General features: G+C 71.4%; 24 protein-coding genes. 4 read left to right on the top strand and 20 right to left on the bottom strand.

The genetic code is table 11. The features are described 5' to 3' along the window. The first annotated feature begins 242 nt into the window (after positions 1-242). Complete coding sequence (locus tag LZ495_RS04650; protein WP_235050619.1) at positions 243-905, top strand: class I SAM-dependent methyltransferase; 663 nt, start codon at positions 243-245, stop codon at positions 903-905. A gap of 99 nt (positions 906-1004) precedes the next feature. Here the strand turns inward: LZ495_RS04650 and LZ495_RS04645 are convergent, their stop codons facing one another. After that, complete coding sequence (locus tag LZ495_RS04645; RefSeq protein ID WP_235050618.1) at positions 1005-2048, bottom strand: AraC family transcriptional regulator; 1044 nt, start codon at positions 2046-2048, stop codon at positions 1005-1007. Between the two features lie 213 nt (positions 2049-2261). Next, positions 2262-2837 carry a hypothetical protein gene (locus LZ495_RS04640; protein WP_235050617.1) on the bottom strand — a complete coding sequence of 192 codons (576 nt, stop codon included), beginning with the start codon at positions 2835-2837 and terminating at the stop codon, positions 2262-2264. 92 nt (positions 2838-2929) lie between these two features. On the opposite strand from LZ495_RS04640, the gene LZ495_RS04635 reads away from it, so the two are divergent. Then, the gene (locus LZ495_RS04635) at positions 2930-3103 is read left to right on the top strand and encodes a DUF397 domain-containing protein (protein WP_235050616.1); all 174 of its coding nucleotides are present in this window, start codon (positions 2930-2932) and stop codon (positions 3101-3103) included. Here LZ495_RS04635 and LZ495_RS04630 read toward each other — a convergent pair. Beyond that, positions 3078-4133 carry an NAD(P)-dependent alcohol dehydrogenase gene (locus tag LZ495_RS04630; RefSeq protein WP_235050615.1) on the bottom strand — a complete coding sequence of 352 codons (1056 nt, stop codon included), beginning with the start codon at positions 4131-4133 and terminating at the stop codon, positions 3078-3080. The genes LZ495_RS04635 and LZ495_RS04630 overlap by 26 nt on opposite strands. 290 nt (positions 4134-4423) lie before the next feature. On the opposite strand from LZ495_RS04630, the gene LZ495_RS04625 reads away from it, so the two are divergent. After that, on the top strand, positions 4424-5209 hold the full coding sequence (locus tag LZ495_RS04625) for an alpha/beta fold hydrolase (RefSeq protein WP_235050614.1): 786 nt from the start codon (positions 4424-4426) through the stop codon (positions 5207-5209). On the opposite strand, the gene LZ495_RS04620 is transcribed toward LZ495_RS04625, so the two are convergent. The 4 genes from LZ495_RS04620 to LZ495_RS04605 all read right to left on the bottom strand — a co-directional run bounded on the left by LZ495_RS04620 (position 5193) and on the right by LZ495_RS04605 (position 7339). Next, positions 5193-5636 (bottom strand): DUF4395 domain-containing protein, encoded by a 444-nt coding sequence (locus LZ495_RS04620; RefSeq protein WP_235050613.1) that lies wholly within the window; start codon positions 5634-5636, stop codon positions 5193-5195. The two genes, LZ495_RS04625 and LZ495_RS04620, sit on opposite strands and share 17 nt — an antisense overlap. An 80-nt stretch (positions 5637-5716) precedes the next feature. Continuing rightward, a complete protein-coding gene (locus LZ495_RS04615; protein ID WP_235050612.1) occupies positions 5717-6181 on the bottom strand; it encodes a thioredoxin family protein in 465 nt (154 codons plus the stop codon). 142 nt (positions 6182-6323) lie between these two features. Then, the gene (locus tag LZ495_RS04610) at positions 6324-6644 is read right to left on the bottom strand and encodes a DMT family transporter (RefSeq protein ID WP_235050611.1); all 321 of its coding nucleotides are present in this window, start codon (positions 6642-6644) and stop codon (positions 6324-6326) included. A 26-nt stretch (positions 6645-6670) separates the two neighbouring features. Beyond that, on the bottom strand, positions 6671-7339 hold the full coding sequence (locus LZ495_RS04605) for an FMN-dependent NADH-azoreductase (protein ID WP_235050610.1): 669 nt from the start codon (positions 7337-7339) through the stop codon (positions 6671-6673). Between the two features lie 149 nt (positions 7340-7488). Between LZ495_RS04605 and LZ495_RS04600 the strand changes: the two genes are divergently transcribed. Beyond that, positions 7489-8097, top strand: coding sequence for a TetR/AcrR family transcriptional regulator (locus LZ495_RS04600; RefSeq protein WP_235050609.1), 609 nt, complete (start codon positions 7489-7491; stop codon positions 8095-8097). On the opposite strand, the gene LZ495_RS04595 is transcribed toward LZ495_RS04600, so the two are convergent. The 13 genes from LZ495_RS04595 to LZ495_RS04535 all read right to left on the bottom strand — a co-directional run bounded on the left by LZ495_RS04595 (position 8086) and on the right by LZ495_RS04535 (position 18343). Beyond that, the gene (locus tag LZ495_RS04595; RefSeq protein ID WP_235050608.1) at positions 8086-8238 is read right to left on the bottom strand and encodes a hypothetical protein; all 153 of its coding nucleotides are present in this window, start codon (positions 8236-8238) and stop codon (positions 8086-8088) included. The two genes, LZ495_RS04600 and LZ495_RS04595, sit on opposite strands and share 12 nt — an antisense overlap. 64 nt (positions 8239-8302) lie before the next feature. Further along, on the bottom strand, positions 8303-9139 hold the full coding sequence (locus tag LZ495_RS04590; protein WP_235050607.1) for an HpcH/HpaI aldolase/citrate lyase family protein: 837 nt from the start codon (positions 9137-9139) through the stop codon (positions 8303-8305). Between the two features lie 5 nt (positions 9140-9144). Further along, on the bottom strand, positions 9145-10311 hold the full coding sequence (locus tag LZ495_RS04585) for an acyl-CoA dehydrogenase family protein (RefSeq protein WP_235050606.1): 1167 nt from the start codon (positions 10309-10311) through the stop codon (positions 9145-9147). 7 nt (positions 10312-10318) lie between these two features. Further along, entirely contained in the window at positions 10319-10744 is a 426-nt protein-coding gene (locus LZ495_RS04580; protein ID WP_235050605.1) for a Zn-ribbon domain-containing OB-fold protein, read from the bottom strand. Further along, a complete protein-coding gene (locus LZ495_RS04575; RefSeq protein WP_235050597.1) occupies positions 10741-11898 on the bottom strand; it encodes an acetyl-CoA acetyltransferase in 1158 nt (385 codons plus the stop codon). The genes LZ495_RS04580 and LZ495_RS04575 overlap by 4 nt, the downstream gene beginning before the upstream one ends. Continuing rightward, the gene (locus LZ495_RS04570; RefSeq protein ID WP_235050592.1) at positions 11895-12152 is read right to left on the bottom strand and encodes a hotdog family protein; all 258 of its coding nucleotides are present in this window, start codon (positions 12150-12152) and stop codon (positions 11895-11897) included. Before LZ495_RS04570 ends, LZ495_RS04575 begins: the two co-directional genes overlap by 4 nt. Positions 12153-12186: 34 nt before the next feature. After that, positions 12187-12705, bottom strand: a complete 519-nt coding sequence (locus tag LZ495_RS04565; protein WP_235050590.1) for a MaoC family dehydratase — start codon at positions 12703-12705, stop codon at positions 12187-12189. Beyond that, complete coding sequence (locus tag LZ495_RS04560; RefSeq protein ID WP_235050588.1) at positions 12702-12875, bottom strand: hypothetical protein; 174 nt, start codon at positions 12873-12875, stop codon at positions 12702-12704. The genes LZ495_RS04565 and LZ495_RS04560 overlap by 4 nt, the downstream gene beginning before the upstream one ends. Beyond that, the gene (locus tag LZ495_RS04555) at positions 12875-14251 is read right to left on the bottom strand and encodes an MmgE/PrpD family protein (protein ID WP_235050585.1); all 1377 of its coding nucleotides are present in this window, start codon (positions 14249-14251) and stop codon (positions 12875-12877) included. The genes LZ495_RS04560 and LZ495_RS04555 overlap by 1 nt, the downstream gene beginning before the upstream one ends. Next, on the bottom strand, positions 14248-15477 hold the full coding sequence (locus LZ495_RS04550; protein ID WP_235050574.1) for a CaiB/BaiF CoA transferase family protein: 1230 nt from the start codon (positions 15475-15477) through the stop codon (positions 14248-14250). The genes LZ495_RS04555 and LZ495_RS04550 overlap by 4 nt, the downstream gene beginning before the upstream one ends. Beyond that, positions 15474-16085, bottom strand: coding sequence for an LLM class flavin-dependent oxidoreductase (locus LZ495_RS04545; protein ID WP_235050573.1), 612 nt, complete (start codon positions 16083-16085; stop codon positions 15474-15476). Before LZ495_RS04545 ends, LZ495_RS04550 begins: the two co-directional genes overlap by 4 nt. Positions 16086-16287: 202 nt before the next feature. Beyond that, positions 16288-17820: a VWA domain-containing protein gene (locus tag LZ495_RS04540; RefSeq protein WP_235050572.1), complete on the bottom strand. Its 1533-nt coding sequence runs from the start codon at positions 17818-17820 to the stop codon at positions 16288-16290. A gap of 79 nt (positions 17821-17899) precedes the next feature. Beyond that, positions 17900-18343 (bottom strand): hypothetical protein, encoded by a 444-nt coding sequence (locus tag LZ495_RS04535; RefSeq protein WP_235050571.1) that lies wholly within the window; start codon positions 18341-18343, stop codon positions 17900-17902. Positions 18344-18378: the final 35 nt, after the last annotated feature.

Raw genomic sequence — 18378 nt, 5'->3', positions numbered from 1 at the left:
GCTGCGCTGACCGGCGCGCCGTGCGCCCGGGGCCAGACGGGCCCCGGCCGCACAACTGAACCCGCCGGCCGGCGGCGCCCACGCGGGCGCCGCCGGTTCTGCATGCCTGCGTGTTTCCGCAGGTCAGAACACGTTCGAGGGAACCTGAGCGAGTCTTCGGCGATCACGGATCGGGGTGGGTACCGTGTCCGCGTCGACGTTCATCCGACATCGATGTCGCCCCCGAATCATGCGGGTTGCCTATGAGCATCAGCGTGGCCGACTACTGGGACACCTACTACCCAAGCCTCGACGAGAACGCTCCCGACGAGCTGCTCGGCAAAGGCTTCTCGTGGACGCAGTGGGACCATCACGGCCCCGACGAGGGGTATCTGCGGCAGCCTGACAATGCCCTCGAACTCGGCTGCGGGTTCGGGGCGCACGCCGCGTACCTCGCCAGCAAGGGCGTGCCGACCATCGGGGTCGACGTCTCCCCGGTACAGCACGGACGCGCCTGCCGGATGTGGGATCACGTACCCGGTCTGCGATTCGAACTCGCCGATGTGCGCGACTACCTCGCCGGAACCGACGAGACGTACGACGCGGTGTACTCGGTCTGGGCAGCCATGTGGTTCACCAACCCGGCAGAGCTGGTGCCGTTGGTGCGGGCGCGGCTGAACCCGGGCGGCGTGCTCGCGTTCTCGCAGGCGCCGGCCGTCGAGGGCTGCTACGGCGCGCAGGGTATGCACGTGAACGGGTTCAAAGGGAAGCAGGGCGGCATCACCCGCTGGAACTACACACCGGAGATGTGGGTGGGGATCCTCCGGAACTACGGGTTCCTTGACGTCGACGCCGCAGTGCTCGAAGCCCCCGACCCTGACGACGTGGGGACTTTGCTGGTCCGCGCTTCCATCCCGGCAAGCTGAGGCAGGGCCCGGGGGAATCCCACGGCACTCCCGCACGCAGCCGTACGCGTCCACGATCCCGCCCGGGGTCTGCGCGTTCGGCTCGGTGTTGCGCTACGACTACGCGTCCACCGTGTTCGACTCCGATCGGGCGGACGCCCCGCGCTGACCGGTTCCGCGGAGGGCGGCCGGGGTGGTGTTGTGCCAGCGGTGGACGGCGCGGCGGAGGGCTCGGGGGTCGCTGTAGCCGGTGCGGGTGGCGATGGTGTGCATCGGGAGATGGGTGCTGCGGATCAGTTCGGTTGCGCGGTCGGCGCGGGCTTCGTCGAGTTCGGTGCGCCAGGTGGTGTTGTGTTCGGCAAGGCGGCGTTGGAGGGTGCGCGGGGTGGTCGCCAGGCGGGCTGCGACGGCGGCCAGGGAGACGCCGGGGTCGTCGGCGGCCGCGCGGAGGGCGGTGCGGAAGGCGCTGCGCCAGTCGCGGACCGGTCGGGCCGTCTGCAGGGTGTGGTCTGCGTGTGCGCGGAGGATGGGCAGGAGTCCGGGGGTGCCGCCGGGCAGCGGGCCGATGAGGTCGGCGCGGGCGAAGACGATCTCGTTCGCCTCGGCCCCGAAGTCGAGGTTGCGGGTGCCGAACAACTCGGCCAGCGGGCTGGTGCGTTCGGGTGCGGGGTGGCAGAACGCGACGCGGAGCGGGCGTACGTCGCGGCGTGCGGCGGCGCGGGCGCGGGTCGCGATGAGTCCGACGCCGAACTGCTCGACCGCGGTCACGACGTCTTGCTCGGCAGGGCCCGTGCGGTAGCGGACGCCCACCAGGGCGCCGTTCTCGACGACCGAGAATGCGCAGGTGGACGGGTCTCCGATGGCGCCGATGTACTCGCCGGCCGTGCCGAACGCGGCCATCAGGTCCGGGCTCGCCGCGAAGATCTGGTCCCACACGCCGAACGTCCCGAGCTCGGCCCGTGCCACGGCGAACGCGCCCACACCGGAGCCGGTGTCGGCGAGCGTCACCTGCTCCCAGAGGGCCAGGACCGCATCGGTCTGCACCCGGGAGTAGTCGTCGTGCAGGACGTCGTCGGAGACCTGCGGGAGGCGGCCGAGGCGGTCCGCGGTCATCCCCGCGTCGCGTGCGGCGGCGACCGTGAAGCGTCCCAGGGCGGTGGTCACGGAACCGCTCAGGGCCGGCTCCGCCGGAGGGTCTTTGCGGGTGCTCGTGCCGCAGCCGGCCGCCCGGTCGCGTCCCCCTGCGCCGTCGGCCCCACCCGTCCGAAACCCGCTCCCCGCCCCTGACACGGCGCCGAGATTACCGAACGAAATAGCCTGCCGTTCGGTCATCATTCGCCGACTTCGGCCCGGCGGAAAGCGGAGGAATTCGACCGCTTATGCAGTGGCTTTCAGCGTGGCGAGGAGGCCGAGTTGCGGGGCCAGGACGCCGGGTTGGGCAAGCGAGTGGAAGTCGGCTTCGACGTCCGCGAGGGCGAGGGCGCCGTTGCGGATGGCCCGGTAGCGGACGAGGGACCAGACAAAGGCATCGACGGTGTCGAAGTGGGTGTCGGCTTCGATGACTTCTTCTTCGTGGAACCAGAGGGCCACGCGGCCGTCGGTGAGGACGACGTAGTAGTTGCCGCCGCCGTCGGCGCCCAGGGACCACACGTCCTCACTGGGGATCTCGGTCTCGTAGTCGGTGTCGAGGATCTGGCAGCCGTTGTCCTCGAAGTCGAAGGCGTACGACCAGTCCTCGATGTCGAGGAAGTACGCCAGGTCGCCGGATCGTACGCGGCGGTCGAAGGCGGCCAGCGCGGTGGCCGCCTCCGCGGGGAGCTTCGCGAGGAACGGGGCGATCGGCGGCGTCTCGGCAGGCACGTCGACCCGCGGCGCGTCGGGGAACCAGCGCGCGAGGTCGGCGTCGAGGTCGCGGTCGATGTAGCCGGTCAGTCCGGCGAGGGTGAGGGACATGCGGCGAGCGTAGTGACGCACTCCGACGGCAGAGGCAGAGGGCGAACCAAACCTGTTCACCGTCGCGGAAGTTGGGCGCCACTCCACAGGCTGTGGACCGACGGGCGGTCTCGGCGGGAGACAACGGCTGCGGCGATGTTGCGGGTCTTCCCCGATACGCAGGTGTCCGCGACAGCAAGGAGCACTGCCGCGGACACCTGGAGGTCTCTCACTCCGCGTGGGCGGAGTTCACTGCGGGAGTCAGGCGATCGTCGCCGTGTCGATGACGAAGCGGTAGCGGACGTCGCCGGCCAGCACGCGCTCGTAGGCCTCGTTGATCTTGTCCGCGGGGATGACCTCGATGTCGGCGCCGAGGTTGTGCTGCGCGCAGAAGTCGAGCATGGCCTGCGTCTCGGCGATGCCGCCGACCATCGAGCCGGCGAGGTTCTTGTTGCCGCCGATCAGCGAGAACATGTTGATCGAGTTCGGCTCACCCGGGGCGCCCACGTTCACGAACGTGCCGCCGCTGCGCAGCAGGCCCAGGTACGCGTCCAGGTCCATGTTCGCCGAGACCGTGCTGACGATCAGGTCGAAGGTGCCCGCGAGCTTCGTGAACGTCTCCGGGTCGGACGTCGCGTGGAATGCCTTCGCGCCCAGGCGCAGCCCGTCGTCCTTCTTCCGCAGCGACTGGCTGAGGACCGTCACGTCCGCGCCCAGCGCGTTCGCGATCTTCACGCCCATGTGGCCGAGGCCGCCCAGGCCGACGATGGCGACCTTCTTGCCCGGCCCGGCATTCCAGCGCGTCAGCGGCGAGTAGAGCGTGATGCCGGCGCAGAGGAGCGGCGCGGCCTCTTCCAGGGAGATGCCCTCGGGGATCGACAGCGCGAAGTCCTCGGCCACCACGATGTGCGTGCTGTAGCCGCCGTAGGTCGGCTCACCGTCCGGGCCGATCGGGTACGTGCCGGTCGCGCCGTTCAGGCAAAACTGCTCCAGGCCCGCGACGCAGTTCTCGCATGTGCGGCACGAGTCCACGAAGCAGCCCACGCCCACCCGGTCGCCGACCTCGTGGCGGGTGACCGCGGAGCCGACCTGGGTCACGATGCCGGCGATCTCGTGGCCCGGGACCATCGGGAACGGCGCCTGCCCCCAGTCCTCGTTCACCTGGTGGATGTCCGAGTGGCAGATACCGCAGTACTTGATCTCGATCAGGACGTCGTTGTCGCCGACCGGACGCCGCGGCACGGTGGTGCGCGCCAGCGGGGACTGCGGAGCGGGGGCGGCGTACGCGGCGACGGTGGTGACGTCGGTGTTGCTCATGGAGGGTCTTCTCCGGTTCGTTCGCGGGAGCGGTTCTTACCTGATCAACTCTGCCTGGTCCGCAGAGTTCCACCCAGCACCCCCGCGGGCCTGGTACTGCCGGAACCACCCTTGATGCGCCCGGCTACGCAGCTTTCCCCCGCACGTCGGCGCCGATCACGGCCGCCAGGATGCCCTGGGACGCCCGATGCGCATTCTCGTCCGTCCTTCCGCTTGACTCTGACACCGGTGTCAGGCCGTACCGTCCGGGAACCCGGAGATTCCGGGCACTTTCCGGGGAGGGCACCATCATGAACCGTACGGTCACATCCACCGCCGTCGGCACGGTCCACTACTCCGTGGCAGGCACCGGCCCGGGTCTCGTCCTCGTGCACGGCACCGGCGGCGACTCCCGTACCAACTTCGGCCACCTGGTCGAGCATTTCGCCGACCGGCACACCGTCGTCACTCCCGACTTCGCGGGCAGCGGAGAGACAAGCGACCCCGGCGGGAACCTGGGTCTCGAACTGCTTGCCGCACAGGTCCTGGCTGCCGCGGACGACGCCGTCGACGGCCCGGTCGACCTGCTGGGCTTCTCGCTCGGCGCGCTGATCGCGGCCACTGCCGCGGCGGCCCGCCCCGAGAAGATCCGGCGCCTGATCCTGCTCAACGGCTGGGTGGACAACGCCGACCCGCGGCACACGATGGTCTTCGAGCTGTGGCGGAAACTGACCGCGGACGAGCCGGAACTGGCCCCCGCGTTTGCGTCCGCGATCGGCTTCGCTCCCGCGTTCCTGACCGGGCTCGGCGACGCAGGGATCAAGCAGATACAGGCCGGCGAGCCCCCCGCGGGCACCGCCCGGCAAATCGAACTGGGACTCCGCGCGGACGTCTCGGCCGCCCTGCCGCAGATCACCGCGCCGACGCTTGTGATCGGTTCGACTGCCGACTACCTCGTCCCGGTCGCCGGCGCGAAGGCGCTGCACGCGGGCATCGCGGGCAGCACGTACGCCGAGCTCGACTCGGGGCACCTCGTGCTCTTCGAGAAGGCCGCGGAACTGGTCAAGCTGGTCCGCGATTTCACCGCGCGGCAGTAAGCCGCCGGATACGCAGGTACATCTCGCAGCCCAGGCACAGCCCGAACACCGCATTGAGGAAGGCCGCGAAGAGCGCGAAGGCGGTGGCCACGATGCCCAGCGCCTCCGGGCCGACCAGGTAGCCGACCATCCCGACCACCGCAAAGACCAGGCCGACAAGCTGCGCGAACCGCACCGGACGCGGGTCCTCGCGCTCGGTCGGCGGCGCGAGCCGCGGGGCGACGAAGTGCCGGTAGACGAGTCCGTACGGCGCCTTGCCGGGCCCGGCGAAGACCGCGACCGCGAAGACGACCGCCTGGACCGCGAGCAGCCAGCCGCTCCCGGTGATGAGGACGACGGCCAGCACGGCCGAGGTCACCGCGGCCGCGAAGCGCGGGCCGCGCGGGTCCAGGCCGGGACCGGATGCGCCGGGTGCGGGGGTGCTCATGACGACGAGATTAAGCCTTGGTCGTGGCAACGAGATGAAGCGACGGGATCGAGGTGCTCCCCCGGCTCACAGGCCGCGGCTCAGTCCGCGGCAGGGTCTGCCACCGGGGCCCCGGCCGTGACCGCGAGCGCGACGGCGGCAAGGGCGTCCTGGCGCCGCGGCACTCCGGTGGCCCGCCGCACGATGCGGCCGGTGCCGTCCAGGACCAGGACGGTCGGGGTGCGGGTGATGTCGAGGCGGCGGACCAGGTCGAGGTGGTTCTCCGCATCGATCTCGGCGTGCACGACGCCGTCCAGCTCGCCGGCCACCTGGCCGAGCAGCAGCCGCGTGGTCCGGCACGGCGAGCAGAAGGCGGTGGAGAACTGCACGAAGGTCGCCTTGCTGCCCAGCTCGGTGCCGATCTCGGCGGCGGTGAGCTGCGGCTCTGCGGTGTCGTCGGCAAGCTGGGGCACGGTACGCATCTTCCCGTCGGTGCGGCGCCGCCACAGCCCGACGGACGTCGCGGCGGCCAGCACGGCGACGACGATCAGCAGTCCTACGGGCATGACGGGCAAAAACGCCGGACGGCCCCGGGGATATTCCCGGGGCCGTCCGCAACCGGGCCGCCCGACGCAGGCCCGGACGCTCGCAGGACCGCCTGACGCGGCCCCGTCCACTCGCGGAACCGGACATGACTCAGGACACAGCTCAGGACGCGGTGGTCAGCTTCGCCAGCGTCAGGCCCGCGATGATCAGGGTGAGCGCGGCGACCCGCCCCAGGTTGAGCGCGTCGTTCTGGATCACCACGCCGAGCACGATCGCGCCGACCGTGCCGATGCCGGTGAAGACCGCGTACGACGTGCCGACCGGCAGGTCCCGCATCGCCATCGAGAGCAGGAACACGGCACCGGCCATCAGCGCGATGCACAGTGCGGTCTGCGGGATCTTGGTGAACCCTTCGGTCGGCTTGATGCTCTGCGACCAGGCGACCTCGACGGCGCCGGCCAGCAGCAGCCAGATCCACGGCATGGCAGTCCCTCCGGTTCGCTGCTGTCTCAGTAGTTGCGGATGCTGAAGTCGGCGTACTTGACGGCCAGTTCCCGCGCGGCGAGCAGGGCGGCCGCCGAGGAGGCCTCGTGCTGCGGCAGGCGGTCGGCGAGCCCCGGATCGACCAGTGCGTTGACCAGTTCGGCGTTGACCACATCGGCCTCGTCCACCGCGTAGTGCCCCTGGAAGAAGTCGCGCAGGTAGCGCTCCTGGTGGTCGAACGGCTCGCGCGGCATGCCGGGGCCGTACGCCCCGCCGCGCGCCGACAGGACCACGAACTTGCGGGGCGCGAGCACCATCTTGGGGAAGGTGACCTGGTCGATCCACGCCTTGAGGGCGGCCGGGACGCCGAAGTTGTACATCGGCGCACCGATCACCACGACATCCGCGGCGACCAGTTCCGCGAGCAGCGGCTCGACCACCGCCCAGGCCTCGCGTTCCGCGTCGGTGCGGACCGCCTCGGCGTACCGGTCGATCTCGCTGATGCCCTCGCGCAGCATCGTGTCGCAGATGGCCGTCCAGCCCTCGCGGATCGGCGGCGGCGGATCGGCAGCGAGGTCGCGGTACGTGTAGCCGCCCCCGCCGCTGGCCTGCCAGGTGGTCGCGAAGACCTCGCCGAGGCGTCGCGAGAACGAGTCGGTACGGGCGCTGCTGTCGAGATGGAGCAGCTGGGACATGGCGGAACCCCCTGGTCACAGGCACGGCGGCGGCAGTGCGCCGACGATCTTCCGACTAAGTGGACAGTCTGTCCGCTTGCCGATGCGACGACCATACGCACAAGTGGACGTCCTGTCCACTTCTATCGGAGCGCACTAGAGTGGGGGGCATGACTCGACGCCCCGACCTGCCGCTCGCCGAAGAACCGGCGCCGCGCGAGCGGGCCGACGCCGCCCGCAACCGGGCGCGTGTGCTGGCCGCCGCGGAGAAGCTGTTCGCCGAGCGCGACCCGGCGAGCGTGACGATGGACGACATCGCCAAGGCGGCCGGCATCGGGCGCGGCACGCTCTACCGCCGCTATCCCGACCGGGTCTCGATCGCCCGCGCGCTGCTCGACGAGCACGAGCGCGCACTGCAGGAGAAGTTGATGCGCGGCGCTCCGCCGCTCGGACCGGGCGAGGACGTCGGCCCCGCGGACCGGCTCGCGGCCTTCTACGCGGCGATGATCGACCTACTGGAGACGCACGTCCATCTGCTGCTCGGTGCGGAGACCGGCAGCGCGCGCTACTCGACCGGCGCGTACGGGTTCTGGCGCCTGCATGTGCGGCACCTCGCGCAGCAGGCCGGCGCCGCGGACGCCGACACGCTCGCCGATCTGCTGCTCGCCCCGCTCGCCCCGGAGCTGTACCGCTACCAGCGGGAGAACGGCACGAGCCTGGAACGCATCAGCACCGGCCTGGCCGAACTGGCCCACGGCACCCTGGGATCACGCGCCTGACGCACACCCCGGCTCCGCGAGCCGGGTCACCGCGGTCGGATCCCCGGCGAACCACGCAAGCGCCACCGCGCCGCGCGGGGTTCGGGACGCGCACCGCGCGGTGCCGCCCGGCACCGTCACCGGCACCTCGGTGAAGGGCATGCGGAAGTCCCGCCACCGCAGTCCAGGACCGGGCGGGCTCATCGCGGCCCACTCCGCGCAGGCATCACCGCCGCAGGTCCAGCACCGAGCGGGCCCTGCGGACGACCGCCTCGTCGACCATGCGTCCTTCCGCATCCAGGCAGACGCCGTTGCCCGCCGCGACCGCTGCGCCGTGCCGCTCGACGATGTCCCAGGCCCGGGCCAGTTCCTCCTGCGTGGGCGTGAACGCCTCGTTGACCACCGGCACTTGCGCCGGATGGATGCAGGCACGCCCGCGGTACCCCATGCGCTTGAACTCCTCGCTGGTGGTCCGCAGCCGGTCCAGGTCGCGGAAGTCGGTGTCCACCGGGGCGAGCGGCGGTCCGATCCCGGCCGCCATCGAGTCGATCACCAACCGGGTCCGCACATACAGGAGTTCGCGCCCGTCGTCGCCGGGCGTGACGCCGAGCTCGGCGCACAGGTCCACCTCGCCGAGCTGCAGCCGGGCGACCCGCGGCCCGCTGCCGATCAGCTCCATGTGGGACAGCGCCGTCGCGGTCTCGATCATCGGGCAGAGCACGGCCTCCGAACGCAGCTTCCGCAGCTGCCGGACCACCCGGATGATCGGCCACTGGTGCTCGACCCGGGGCAGGAATATCCCGGTCAGCAGCGGGCTGACCGCCACCGCCGCGACATCGGCCTTGCGCACGTCGCTGGGTGCGTTCACGCGCACCCAGATCTCGGTGTCGCCGGGCCGGGCGTCCGCCAGCCAGGCGGCCACGTTGCGCCGCGCGGCCTCCTTGGCGGACGGTGCGACGGCGTCCTCCAGGTCGACGATGAGCGCGTCCGCTCCCCGGTCGAACGCCTTCGCAAGCTTGCCGGGGGCGTCCCCCGGCACATAGAGGTAGCTGCGCGCACTCATGCCGCTCAGCCTCCGATCGCTTCGACGCCCGCCACCAGGGACTTCGCGATGACGGTCCGGAGAATGTCGTTGGTGCCTTCGCCGATGGCCATCAACGGGGCGTCGCGGTAGAGGCGTTCGACCACGAACTCCTGCGAGTAGCCGTAGCCCCCGTGGATGCGCATCGCGTCCAGCGAGTTGGTCAGCGCGGTCTCCGAGGCCAGGAGCTTGGCCATGCCCGACTCCATGTCGACGCGCTTCCCGGCATCCGCGCGCGACGCTGCCCAATAGACCATCAGGCGCGCGGCCTGCAGGTTCGCCGCCATGTCGGCAAGCTTCAGCTGGATCGCCTGGAACGAGCTGATCGGCTGCCCGAAAGCCTCGCGCTGCCGCGCATAAGCGAGCGCCTCGTCGTACGCCCGCTGGGCCACCCCGACCGCCCGGGCCGCCACGTTGATGCGGCCGGTCTCCAGCCCGGACAGCGCCTGCTTCATGCCGACGCCTTCGACGCCGCCGAGCAGCTGGTCGGCCGGCACCCGCACCCCGGTCAGCAGCAACTCGCAGGACTCGGTGCCCTTGTAGCCGAGCTTGGGCAGGTCGCGCAGCACCTCGAAGCCGGGGGTGTCGGTGTCGATCAGCAGCACGCTCATGCCGCGGTGCGCCGGGACCGCGGACGGATCGGTCTTCACCAGGACCGGCAGGACGTTCGCGTGCCGGGCGTTGGTGATCCACGTCTTCGCACCGTCCACGACGTACGTGTCGCCCTCGCGGCGCGCGGTGGTGCGGATGCCCTGGAGGTCGGTGCCCGCATCCGGTTCGGTCAGCGCGATGCCGCTGCGCCATTCGCCGGCGGCCAGCCGCGGCAGGTAGTGCGCGCGCTGCTCCTCGGTGCCGTGCCGGGCGATCATCCAGCAGGCCAGGGAGTGCGAGCCGAGGATGCCGGCCACGCCCATCCAGCCGCGCGAGATCTCCTCGAAGACCAGCGCGAAGGACACCATGTCGACGGCCAGGCCGCCGTACTCCTCGGGCACGGTGAGCCCGAAGAGGCCCAACGAGCGCATCGTGGCGACGATTTCGGTGGGATAGCGCCCGGTACGCTCCCATTCGGCGGCGACCGGGTCGATTTCCTTGTGCACGAAGTCGCGCAGCGTGCTGCGGAACAGCTTTTGCTCGTCGCTCAGTTCGAAATCCACCGGAACCTCACACCGATCGCGCCGACGGGTCGGGACGGAACACGGGCAGGGCGCGGCCGTCCGGCAGCGGCCGCCAGTCGACGACCACGGGCAGATCGCAGACCACGTCCCCGGGCGGGCAGCCGACGATGTTCGTGACCAGCACCGGCCCTTCGGCCAACCGCACGCGTGCCAGGACATAAGGGACTTCGAGGCCGCCGCGCGGTGCCCGGTGCACCACCGAGAATGTGTCCACCCGGCCACGCCCGGTGACTTCGGCGAATTCCCCGGAGAGTTTTCCACAGCCTGTGCACAACGCCCGGGGATAGTGCTGCCGGTGCCCGCAGTCCGCGCATCGCTGCACCACCAGGCGGCGCTCCCGGGTGGCGTCCCACCACGGGCCGGTCACCTCGTCGGGAGGCGGGACCTCGTACGTATCAGTGGACTCCATCATCCCCACTCGCCTCGTCCGTCCCGCCCCAGGAGCACTGTGGCATGGGTCGAGAAGATGCCGCCGGTGCCATGAGCCAAGGCCACCGCAGGATCCGCCACTTGGCGGTCCCCGCACTCGCCGCGCAGTTGCCGCACCGCTTCCACCAGCAGCAACAGCCCGTACATGCCCGGATGGTTGTACGACAGACCGCCGCCGCTGGTGTTGAACGGCAGCGCTCCGCCGGGCCGCAGCCGGCCGTCCGCGACGAAGTCGGCGCCCTCTCCGGGCGCGCAGAAGCCGAGCGCCTCCAGACTGAGCAGCGCGGTGATGGTGAAGGAGTCGTAGACCTCCGCCACGTCCACGTCGGCCGGGCCGAGTCCGGCCATCCGGTAGGCCCGGGCGGCGGAGTCGAACGAGCCAGGCCGCAGCAAGTTATCCACAGCCCCCATCCCGGAATTGGTCGTGGACTCCCCGTAACCCAGCACCACCACCGGGTCGGCGCGCAGGTCGCGGGCCCGGTCGAGCGAGGTCAGCACGATCGCGCCGCCGCCGTCGGTCACCAGGCAGCAGTCCAGCGTGCCGAGCGGCGAGGCGACCTGGTCGGCGGAGAGCACGTCGTCGACGGTCAGCGGGCCCGCGCCGTGCCGGAACGCGGCCGGGTTGAGCAGCGCCCACTCGCGGGCGGCGACGGCGATCTCGGCGAGGCTGTCGCGCTTCGCACCGTAGGCGTGCAGGTACTTCTGCGCGACCATCGCGTAGTAGGAGATCGGGTAGAGCGGCCCGTACGGCACCTCGAACTGCGCCTCGGGCGTGTGCGCGTCGACGTTCCCGCCGAGCTTGCGGGACCGGGCCGAGCGCTGGTTCGAGCCGTACGAGATCACCGCGGTCGTGCACTGCCCGGCATCGATCGCCTGCACCGCGCGGGCCACGTACATCTCGAACGCGCTGCCGCCCGCGAAGGTGGAGTCGGTCCAGGCGGGCTCGATGCCCAGGTACTCCGCCAGCTGCGTCGCCGAGAAGCGGGCCACCCCCGCGGTGGCCAGCCCGTCGACGTCCGCGAGCGCGAGTCCCGCATCGGCCAGGGCTCGGGTGATGCCCTGGGTCTGGAGCCCGAGGATCGAGCGTCCGGTGACGCCGAGGTCGGACTCGGCCACTCCCACGATCGCGACGGTCATGGCCGCTCCCGCACGGTCAGGGTCGCGCCCGCCGGGGCGACCGCGACGCGCGCGTCCGGCCCCACGACGGCGATCTGCTGGACGACGGTCACTAGTTCCCCCTCGATCGCGGTGACCCGGCCGGTGCACCGCACTTCTTCGCCGACGAAGACCAGTTCGCGGAATCTGAAGTGCAGCGTGGCCAGGCGCGTGCCCGGCCCGAGCCAGTCCTGAAGTTGCTCGGCCGGCAGGGCACCGAATACCTGGCCGTCCACCACCGGTGCGGGCAGGCCCTGTTCGGCGGCCCGCTCACGACGGCCCCTCCGGGCTCGGCGCGGACGGGAGTTCGGCCCAGATGACGGTTTCCTCGTTGTCCGCCAGAGCGTCGCCGTGCTGGTTCGTGTAGCGGACCACCGAGGTGACGATGAGCATCGCCCGGCCGGCCGCGTTGGTGCGCTCCTTCACGCCGGTCAGCGTCCAGTGCGCGGTCACCACGTCGCCGGGGTGCACCGGCCGGTGGAACGTGTAAGCGTTCCCGCCGCGGATCTTGCGGGTGCCGGGGATCTCGATGCCCCACGAATGCCCGGGGAATCCGTCGGCGTCCGGCAGCAGCCCCGTGTACTGGTTCGTATCGCAGATGAGCGTGGGCGGCACGACCACGTCGTCGTGGCCCCACGCCTTCGCGAGGTCCGCATCCGAGTACAGCGGGTTGTCGTCGCCGGTCCCCAGCGCGAACTGCCGGACCAGGGCCCGGCCCAGCTCCTCCGGGGCGGTGTAGACCGCGGTACGCCCGACCAGTTTGCGCACGTCGTCGAACGGCAGGCTCATGAAGCGACCGCCGTGCGCCCGGCCTCGGAGTCGTACTCGGACGCCGAGTGCCCGGACAGCACCGCCTCGGTCCGCCTGCCCGGCAGCTTGCGCATCAGGCCCAGCGAGAAGGTGCAGCCGTCGTACCGGAACCACGGGAACTCGGCGGGCCGGATCGGCTCGTACGCCATCACCCGGCCTCCTTCCGGGCGGCCACCGCGGCGGTCAGGTCGAGCAGCGGTCCGAGAACCCGGACCGTGCCCAGCGCGCGCAGCTGGGCGGCCAACTGCTGGGACTCCGGGGTGATGCCGCCGGTGTTCGCATGGAACTTCGCCATCAGCGCGGTGTCCGTCACTGCCTTTGCCGCGGGTTCCTCGACCCGCAGTTGGCGGCCGCCGCGGAAGCGCACGGTCAGCCGCCCCGGCTCGGCGGCGGCCGGGCCGCTCCCGCGTGCGGTGACGAACCGCACCCGCTGCGCGAGCGTGCTCAGCTGGGTCCGCCGCGTGCAGCCTTCCGAGTAGGTGTCCACGCCCACCGATCCGTCGGTCAGCATCGCGGCCAGCGACCAGGCCAGCGAGAACTTCGCCTCGTACACGGTCCGCGGGTACGCCTTGTCCGGCGCGCACACCAGCGGCAGCGCCTCCTTCGGCACCGTGGCCTTGATCGACTCGATGTCCGCGGCCTGCAGGCCGGCCTCGGCCATCCGCTCCACCACGGCCGCACCCGCGTTGAGCGACGCATGGATCAGCTGGCAGCACGGATACGGCTTGACCACGAGATCCAGCAGCTCCCAGCGCTCGCCGAGCCCGCCGAGCAGCTGATGCGGGCTCAGCGTCCGGTCGGCATGCGCACGGTAGAAGCCGAACTCCCCCTCGAACACCGTGTCCGGGCCGGTCGCCCCGGCCGCGGCCAGCCGGGCCGCGAGGATGCCGTTGGCCGCCGCCATGCCGGGATGCAACTGCTTGGTGGACGACCCGGTGTTGAGGAACTCGAGCAGACCGCCCGCCGAACTACCCGCGATGCCCAGCGCATTGACCGTACGGGCGACATCCAGGCGCATCAGCCGCGCACTGGTGAGCGCCGCCGCGAAGACCCCGGCCATGCCGGTCGCGTGCAGCCCGCGGGCATGGAACGCATGCGGCGCCGCGGCCGCGATGCGGCACACTGCCTCCATTCCGGCGACCGCGGCCAGCAGCACTTCGGAGCCGGACGCCCGCATCTCCTGGCCGACCGCGAACGCGGCCGGCAGCACCGGGGCGGTGGCGTGCACCAGGCCGCCCGGATGCGTGTCGTCGAAATCGAGGGCGTGCACGAGCGTGCCGTTGGCCAGCGCGGCGGCCGGTGCGGAGATCCGCGGACCGGACGAGCCGATCACGGACGCCTTGCGCGGGCCGCCCAGCGCGGCGGCCACCGCGAGCGCGGGCTCCGCGGCGCCCAGCCGGACCGCGGCCACCGCGTTGCCCACCCCGTCCAGAAGGTGCCGGCAGGCCGCATCGCGGACTTCGTCGGGGGTGTTGTCGTTCCCAAGCCCGAGGCCCCACAGCGCAAAGCGGGTCGCGATGCTCATGCCCGCTCCCTCGCCGCGGCCCCGAACGCGCCGCCTTCGGCCAGCGCGGCTATCCGGTCGGCGTCGTACCCGAGCAAGTCGCAGAGCACATAGGCCTGGTCCTCGCCGCGCCGCGGCGCCCGCCGGTACTTCGGCGGCAGATCCCCGACGCGCACCGGCGAGGCCAGGTTCCGCAGCGTGCCGTAATGCGGATGCCCGGTCTCGACCAGCAGCCCGCGGGCCTCGGCGTGCGGGTCGGCGAGCGCCTCGGCCACCGAGTTGACCGGCGCGCAGGGCACCCCGGCCGGGCCCAGTTCGGCCAGCCACTCCGCCGACGTGCGGGACCGGAAGATGCCGCCGAGCTGCCCGAGCAGCTCCTCGGCGTGTTCGGATCTCCGGGCGAACGTGCCGTATCTGCCATCGGGTTCGCCCCACTCGGGGCGGCCGACGACGGCGGCGAGGCGCTGCCAGAACTTCTCCTTCGCACAGCCCACCACGATCCAGCCGTCCTTCGTCGCGAAGTTCTGGAAGGGCACCATCGACGGGTGCGCCGAGTTGCGGGTGCGGGCGGGCCGGTAGGCGGCGTTGAGGTGCCAGACCCCCACGTACGCCAGCATCCCGATCGCGGTGTCGTACAGGCTGACGTCGCAGTCCAGGCCGACGCCGTCGCGCCGGGCCGCGTGCAGCCCGGCGAGCAGCGAGATCGCCGCCACGAAGCCGCCCGAGTAGTCGACGACCGACAGGCCGGACTTCGTGGGCGGGCCGTCCGGGTCGCCGGTCAGTTCCATCCAGCCGGCCAGGCCCTGCAGGATGTAGTCGTAGCCGGGCTCGGTGCGCCGCGGCCCGGTCATCCCGAAGCCGGTCAGCGAGCAGCACACGATCGCCGGGTTGAGGTGCTTGAGCTGCGCGTACGTGATGCCGATCTTCTCCGGGACGTCGCCGCGCAGGTTGGAGTAGACGGCGTCGGCGCCGCGCACCAGGTCCTCGAACACCGCGCGGCCCTCGGGGTTGGCGAGATCGAGGCTCAGGCTGCGTTTGTTGCGGTTGAACGTCTCGAAGAAGAGCGAGTCCTCGCCCTCGGCGAACGGCGGCACGTAGCGGCTCACGTCGCCGCCCGACCCCGGGTCCTCGACCTTGACCACCTCGGCGCCCAGGTCGGCCAGGTTCAGCGAGCCGAACGGGCCGGCCCCGTACTGCTCGACGGCGATGATGCGGACGTCTTCGAGCGGCCTGCGCGCGGATGTCATGAGCGCTCCCCGGTGAGCTCGGCGATCAGGGCGAGGATGCGTTGCTGGGCGGCGCGGATCTCCGGGGCGGGCAGTCCGTGGGTGGGCGGGGTGAGCTTGACGGTGCCGGCGATCCCTTCGTAGGCGAGCACGCGTTCCCGGACCTCGGCGGCCGGCCCGGACAGCGTCAGGGCGTCGACCATCGGAGCCGGTACCGCGGCGGCGAGATCGTCGGCGCCCGCACCGGCTCTGAACTGTCGTATCACCTCTTCCTGTGCGGCGGACAGACCATGGGCCGCGAAGAGATCGGCGTAGGTGCGCACCGAGGCGCAGAACCCGACCAGTCCGGCGGCCCGGCGGCGGACGGCCGCGCGGTCGTCGTCGATCGAACAGCGGGCCGACACGACGACGTCGAACTCGTTCCAGGTACGGCCGCTTTGCGCGATTCCGGTGCCGATGCGCGCCGAACTCGTGCGCGCGGCAAGGGCGGCGGCTGTGACGGTGGCGCTGCGGTGCAGTTCGGGGACCCACAGCACCTCGGCGCCGGCCGCTTCGGCGGCGGCTCCGGCGGTGCACAGTTCGTCCAGGGTCTCGCCCCACGGGCCGTACGTGATCCGCAGCCGGGTCACCGGAAGCACCTCCGTCGCGCGGGCAACTTGCGTGCGGTGGTTCGGTGGTGCGCGTGCCTACCGGCGGAACGGCCGGTTGTTTCGCACAGCGGTTCGCTGTTTCATTTTCTGGAGCCTTTGTACCCTTTCGCTCCGCGGAGCGAAAGGGCATGGATCATCCCCGGCCGCCGCGCGCGGCCGGGGAGGGCGGGACGAGGCCCGGTCAGCGCAGGATGCCGTGCGCCCGGGCGGCGGCCAGCCACTGCGGGAACTCGCCCAGCAGCCGGTCGTACAGCTCGGCGTCGGAGACCTTGTCGAAATCGTCGACGCAGAAGAACCCGGCGTTGTCGACCACGCGCCCGGGCATCGTGTCGAAGCGCTCGAGGATGCCGTACTCGGCGCGGCCGAGGCCCACGAACTGCCAGAAGATCGGCTTCCCGGAGGCCTCCATGAGGAGTTCGCTGATCTGCCGGCTGCGGTTGACGCCGCCGTCCGAGTAGAAGATGACCAGCACCGGGTCGCCGGGCTGCGCCGCGTAGAAGTCCAGGATGTCGCGGATGACGAGCGGCTCGTTGTTGCCGCCGCGCACGTGCGGGTACGGGTCGGGGTGCCGGCTGCCACCGCCCGGCAGCGGCGGCAGTTGGTTGCCCTTGGAGATGATGAAGACGTTGCCGTCGATCCAGCGCGCCAGGTCCGGCACGCGCAGCGACGGCATGCGGGAGAAGTCGTCGGCGAAGATCCAGGCGTCCAGCGAGCCGTCGGTGTCCAGCTTGGCGGCGATCGGCGCCATCCGCTCGATGAGCCGGCCGACCGTGCCGCCGTTGTAGAGCGCCTTCATCGAGCCGGAGCGGTCCAGGACCACCGCGACGCGGGCCCGGACTCCGCTGATGCCCTTCTTCTCCAACGTGACCCGCACGGTCTCCTTGCGCAGCGAGACCATCGCGCCCATCTGCGGCGGGAGTCCGGCGACGTCCGGGTCGGCGGCCGGGGCCGCGGGCGCGGCCTGCGGTGCCGCGGCGGTGACGGGTGCCGGGTTGGGCAGCCGCATGGTCGGGTCCTCGGCGTACGGCGGCGGCGTCCATCCGCCGGCCGGCGCCGGCGGCTGCACCGGGAGGACGCCGGGCGGCGTGGCCGGCGGCGCGAACGCAGGCGGGGCGAACGCGGGCGGCGCGGCCACGGGCGGGGCGGCGGCCGGTGCCGCGGCCTGCGGAGCCGTCTCGGCGGCGTCGTCCTCGGCGATGGACACGCCGTAGTCGGTGGCCAGACCGGCCAGGCCCGAGTCGTAGCCCTGCCCGATCGCCCGGAACTTCCAGTCGCCTTGGCGGCGGTAGAGCTCGCCCAGCACCATCACCGTCTCGGTGCCGCGCGCCTCCACCGGGTAGGTCGCCAGCACCTCACCGGAGGCGTCGGTGACGTCGAGCGTCAGTCCGGGCACCGACCCGAACGTGCCCGCGTGCACGGACGCGGCGATGACGACGCGCTCGATCTCCTCGGGAAGGCCGGCCGACTGCACCCGGATGAACTCGGCGCCCGGCTCCCCGATCATGTGCGTGACCGAGCCGTTGTGGTTGTGCGGCTGGTTGTAGAAGACGAAGTCGGCGTCCGAGCGCACCTTTCCGGCCGCGGTGACCATCAAGGCGGACCCGTCCACGGCATTGGCGCCGTAGCCCTGCGGGCCCGCGTCCCAGCGGATCGCGAAGGTGAGCTGCCCGTGGTGGACGGGAACGTTGGCACCGGCGCTGAGGGTCGTCGTCATGGACAGCAGTGTGACCGCAGCGGGGGCACTCCCGCAGACCGGGGCGGGAATTCACCCCTGGGGAAAGGGCCGGGCCGCGTCAGGCGACGCGGTGTTCGTCGATGAGGGTGCGCTTGGTGCACACGCCGCCCTCGAACCACTGCCACACGCGCGAGCGCTTCGTCCCGGTCTCGTCCAGTTGGATCATCTCGTAGAAGAACCCGCCGGGGTCGTCCTTGCGCGTCCAGGTCAGGCAGATCGTGCGCTCGTCGACCTCCCACGCGTGGCCGTTGATGCGGTCCGTGTCGAACCAGATGTTGCGGTCCTTGTAGGTCGCCGGGAAGTGGATGACCTCGGTGCGGCCGTCCGGCCACGTGTAGGTGTTGATCTGGTAGTACGGCCACTCCCCCGACTCCGGGAAGGTGCAGGCCAGGTGCGTGGCGTGCCGGTCGGTCACGGTGCCGTCCGCATCGACCCAGATGTACTCGCCTTCCCACTCGCCCTCGTGCCGGGCGAGCAGCGGCATCTCTTCCTTGATGGACATGCGCGGTCCCGAACCTCTCTGCGTCTTCTGTCTTT

Origin of the sequence: Yinghuangia soli (assembly GCF_021502675.1) — a bacterium.
Lineage (GTDB): Bacteria > Actinomycetota > Actinomycetes > Streptomycetales > Streptomycetaceae > Yinghuangia > Yinghuangia soli.
The sequence above is the reverse complement of the archived record's forward strand: the minus strand, read 5'-3'. Positions and strand labels throughout refer to the sequence as shown.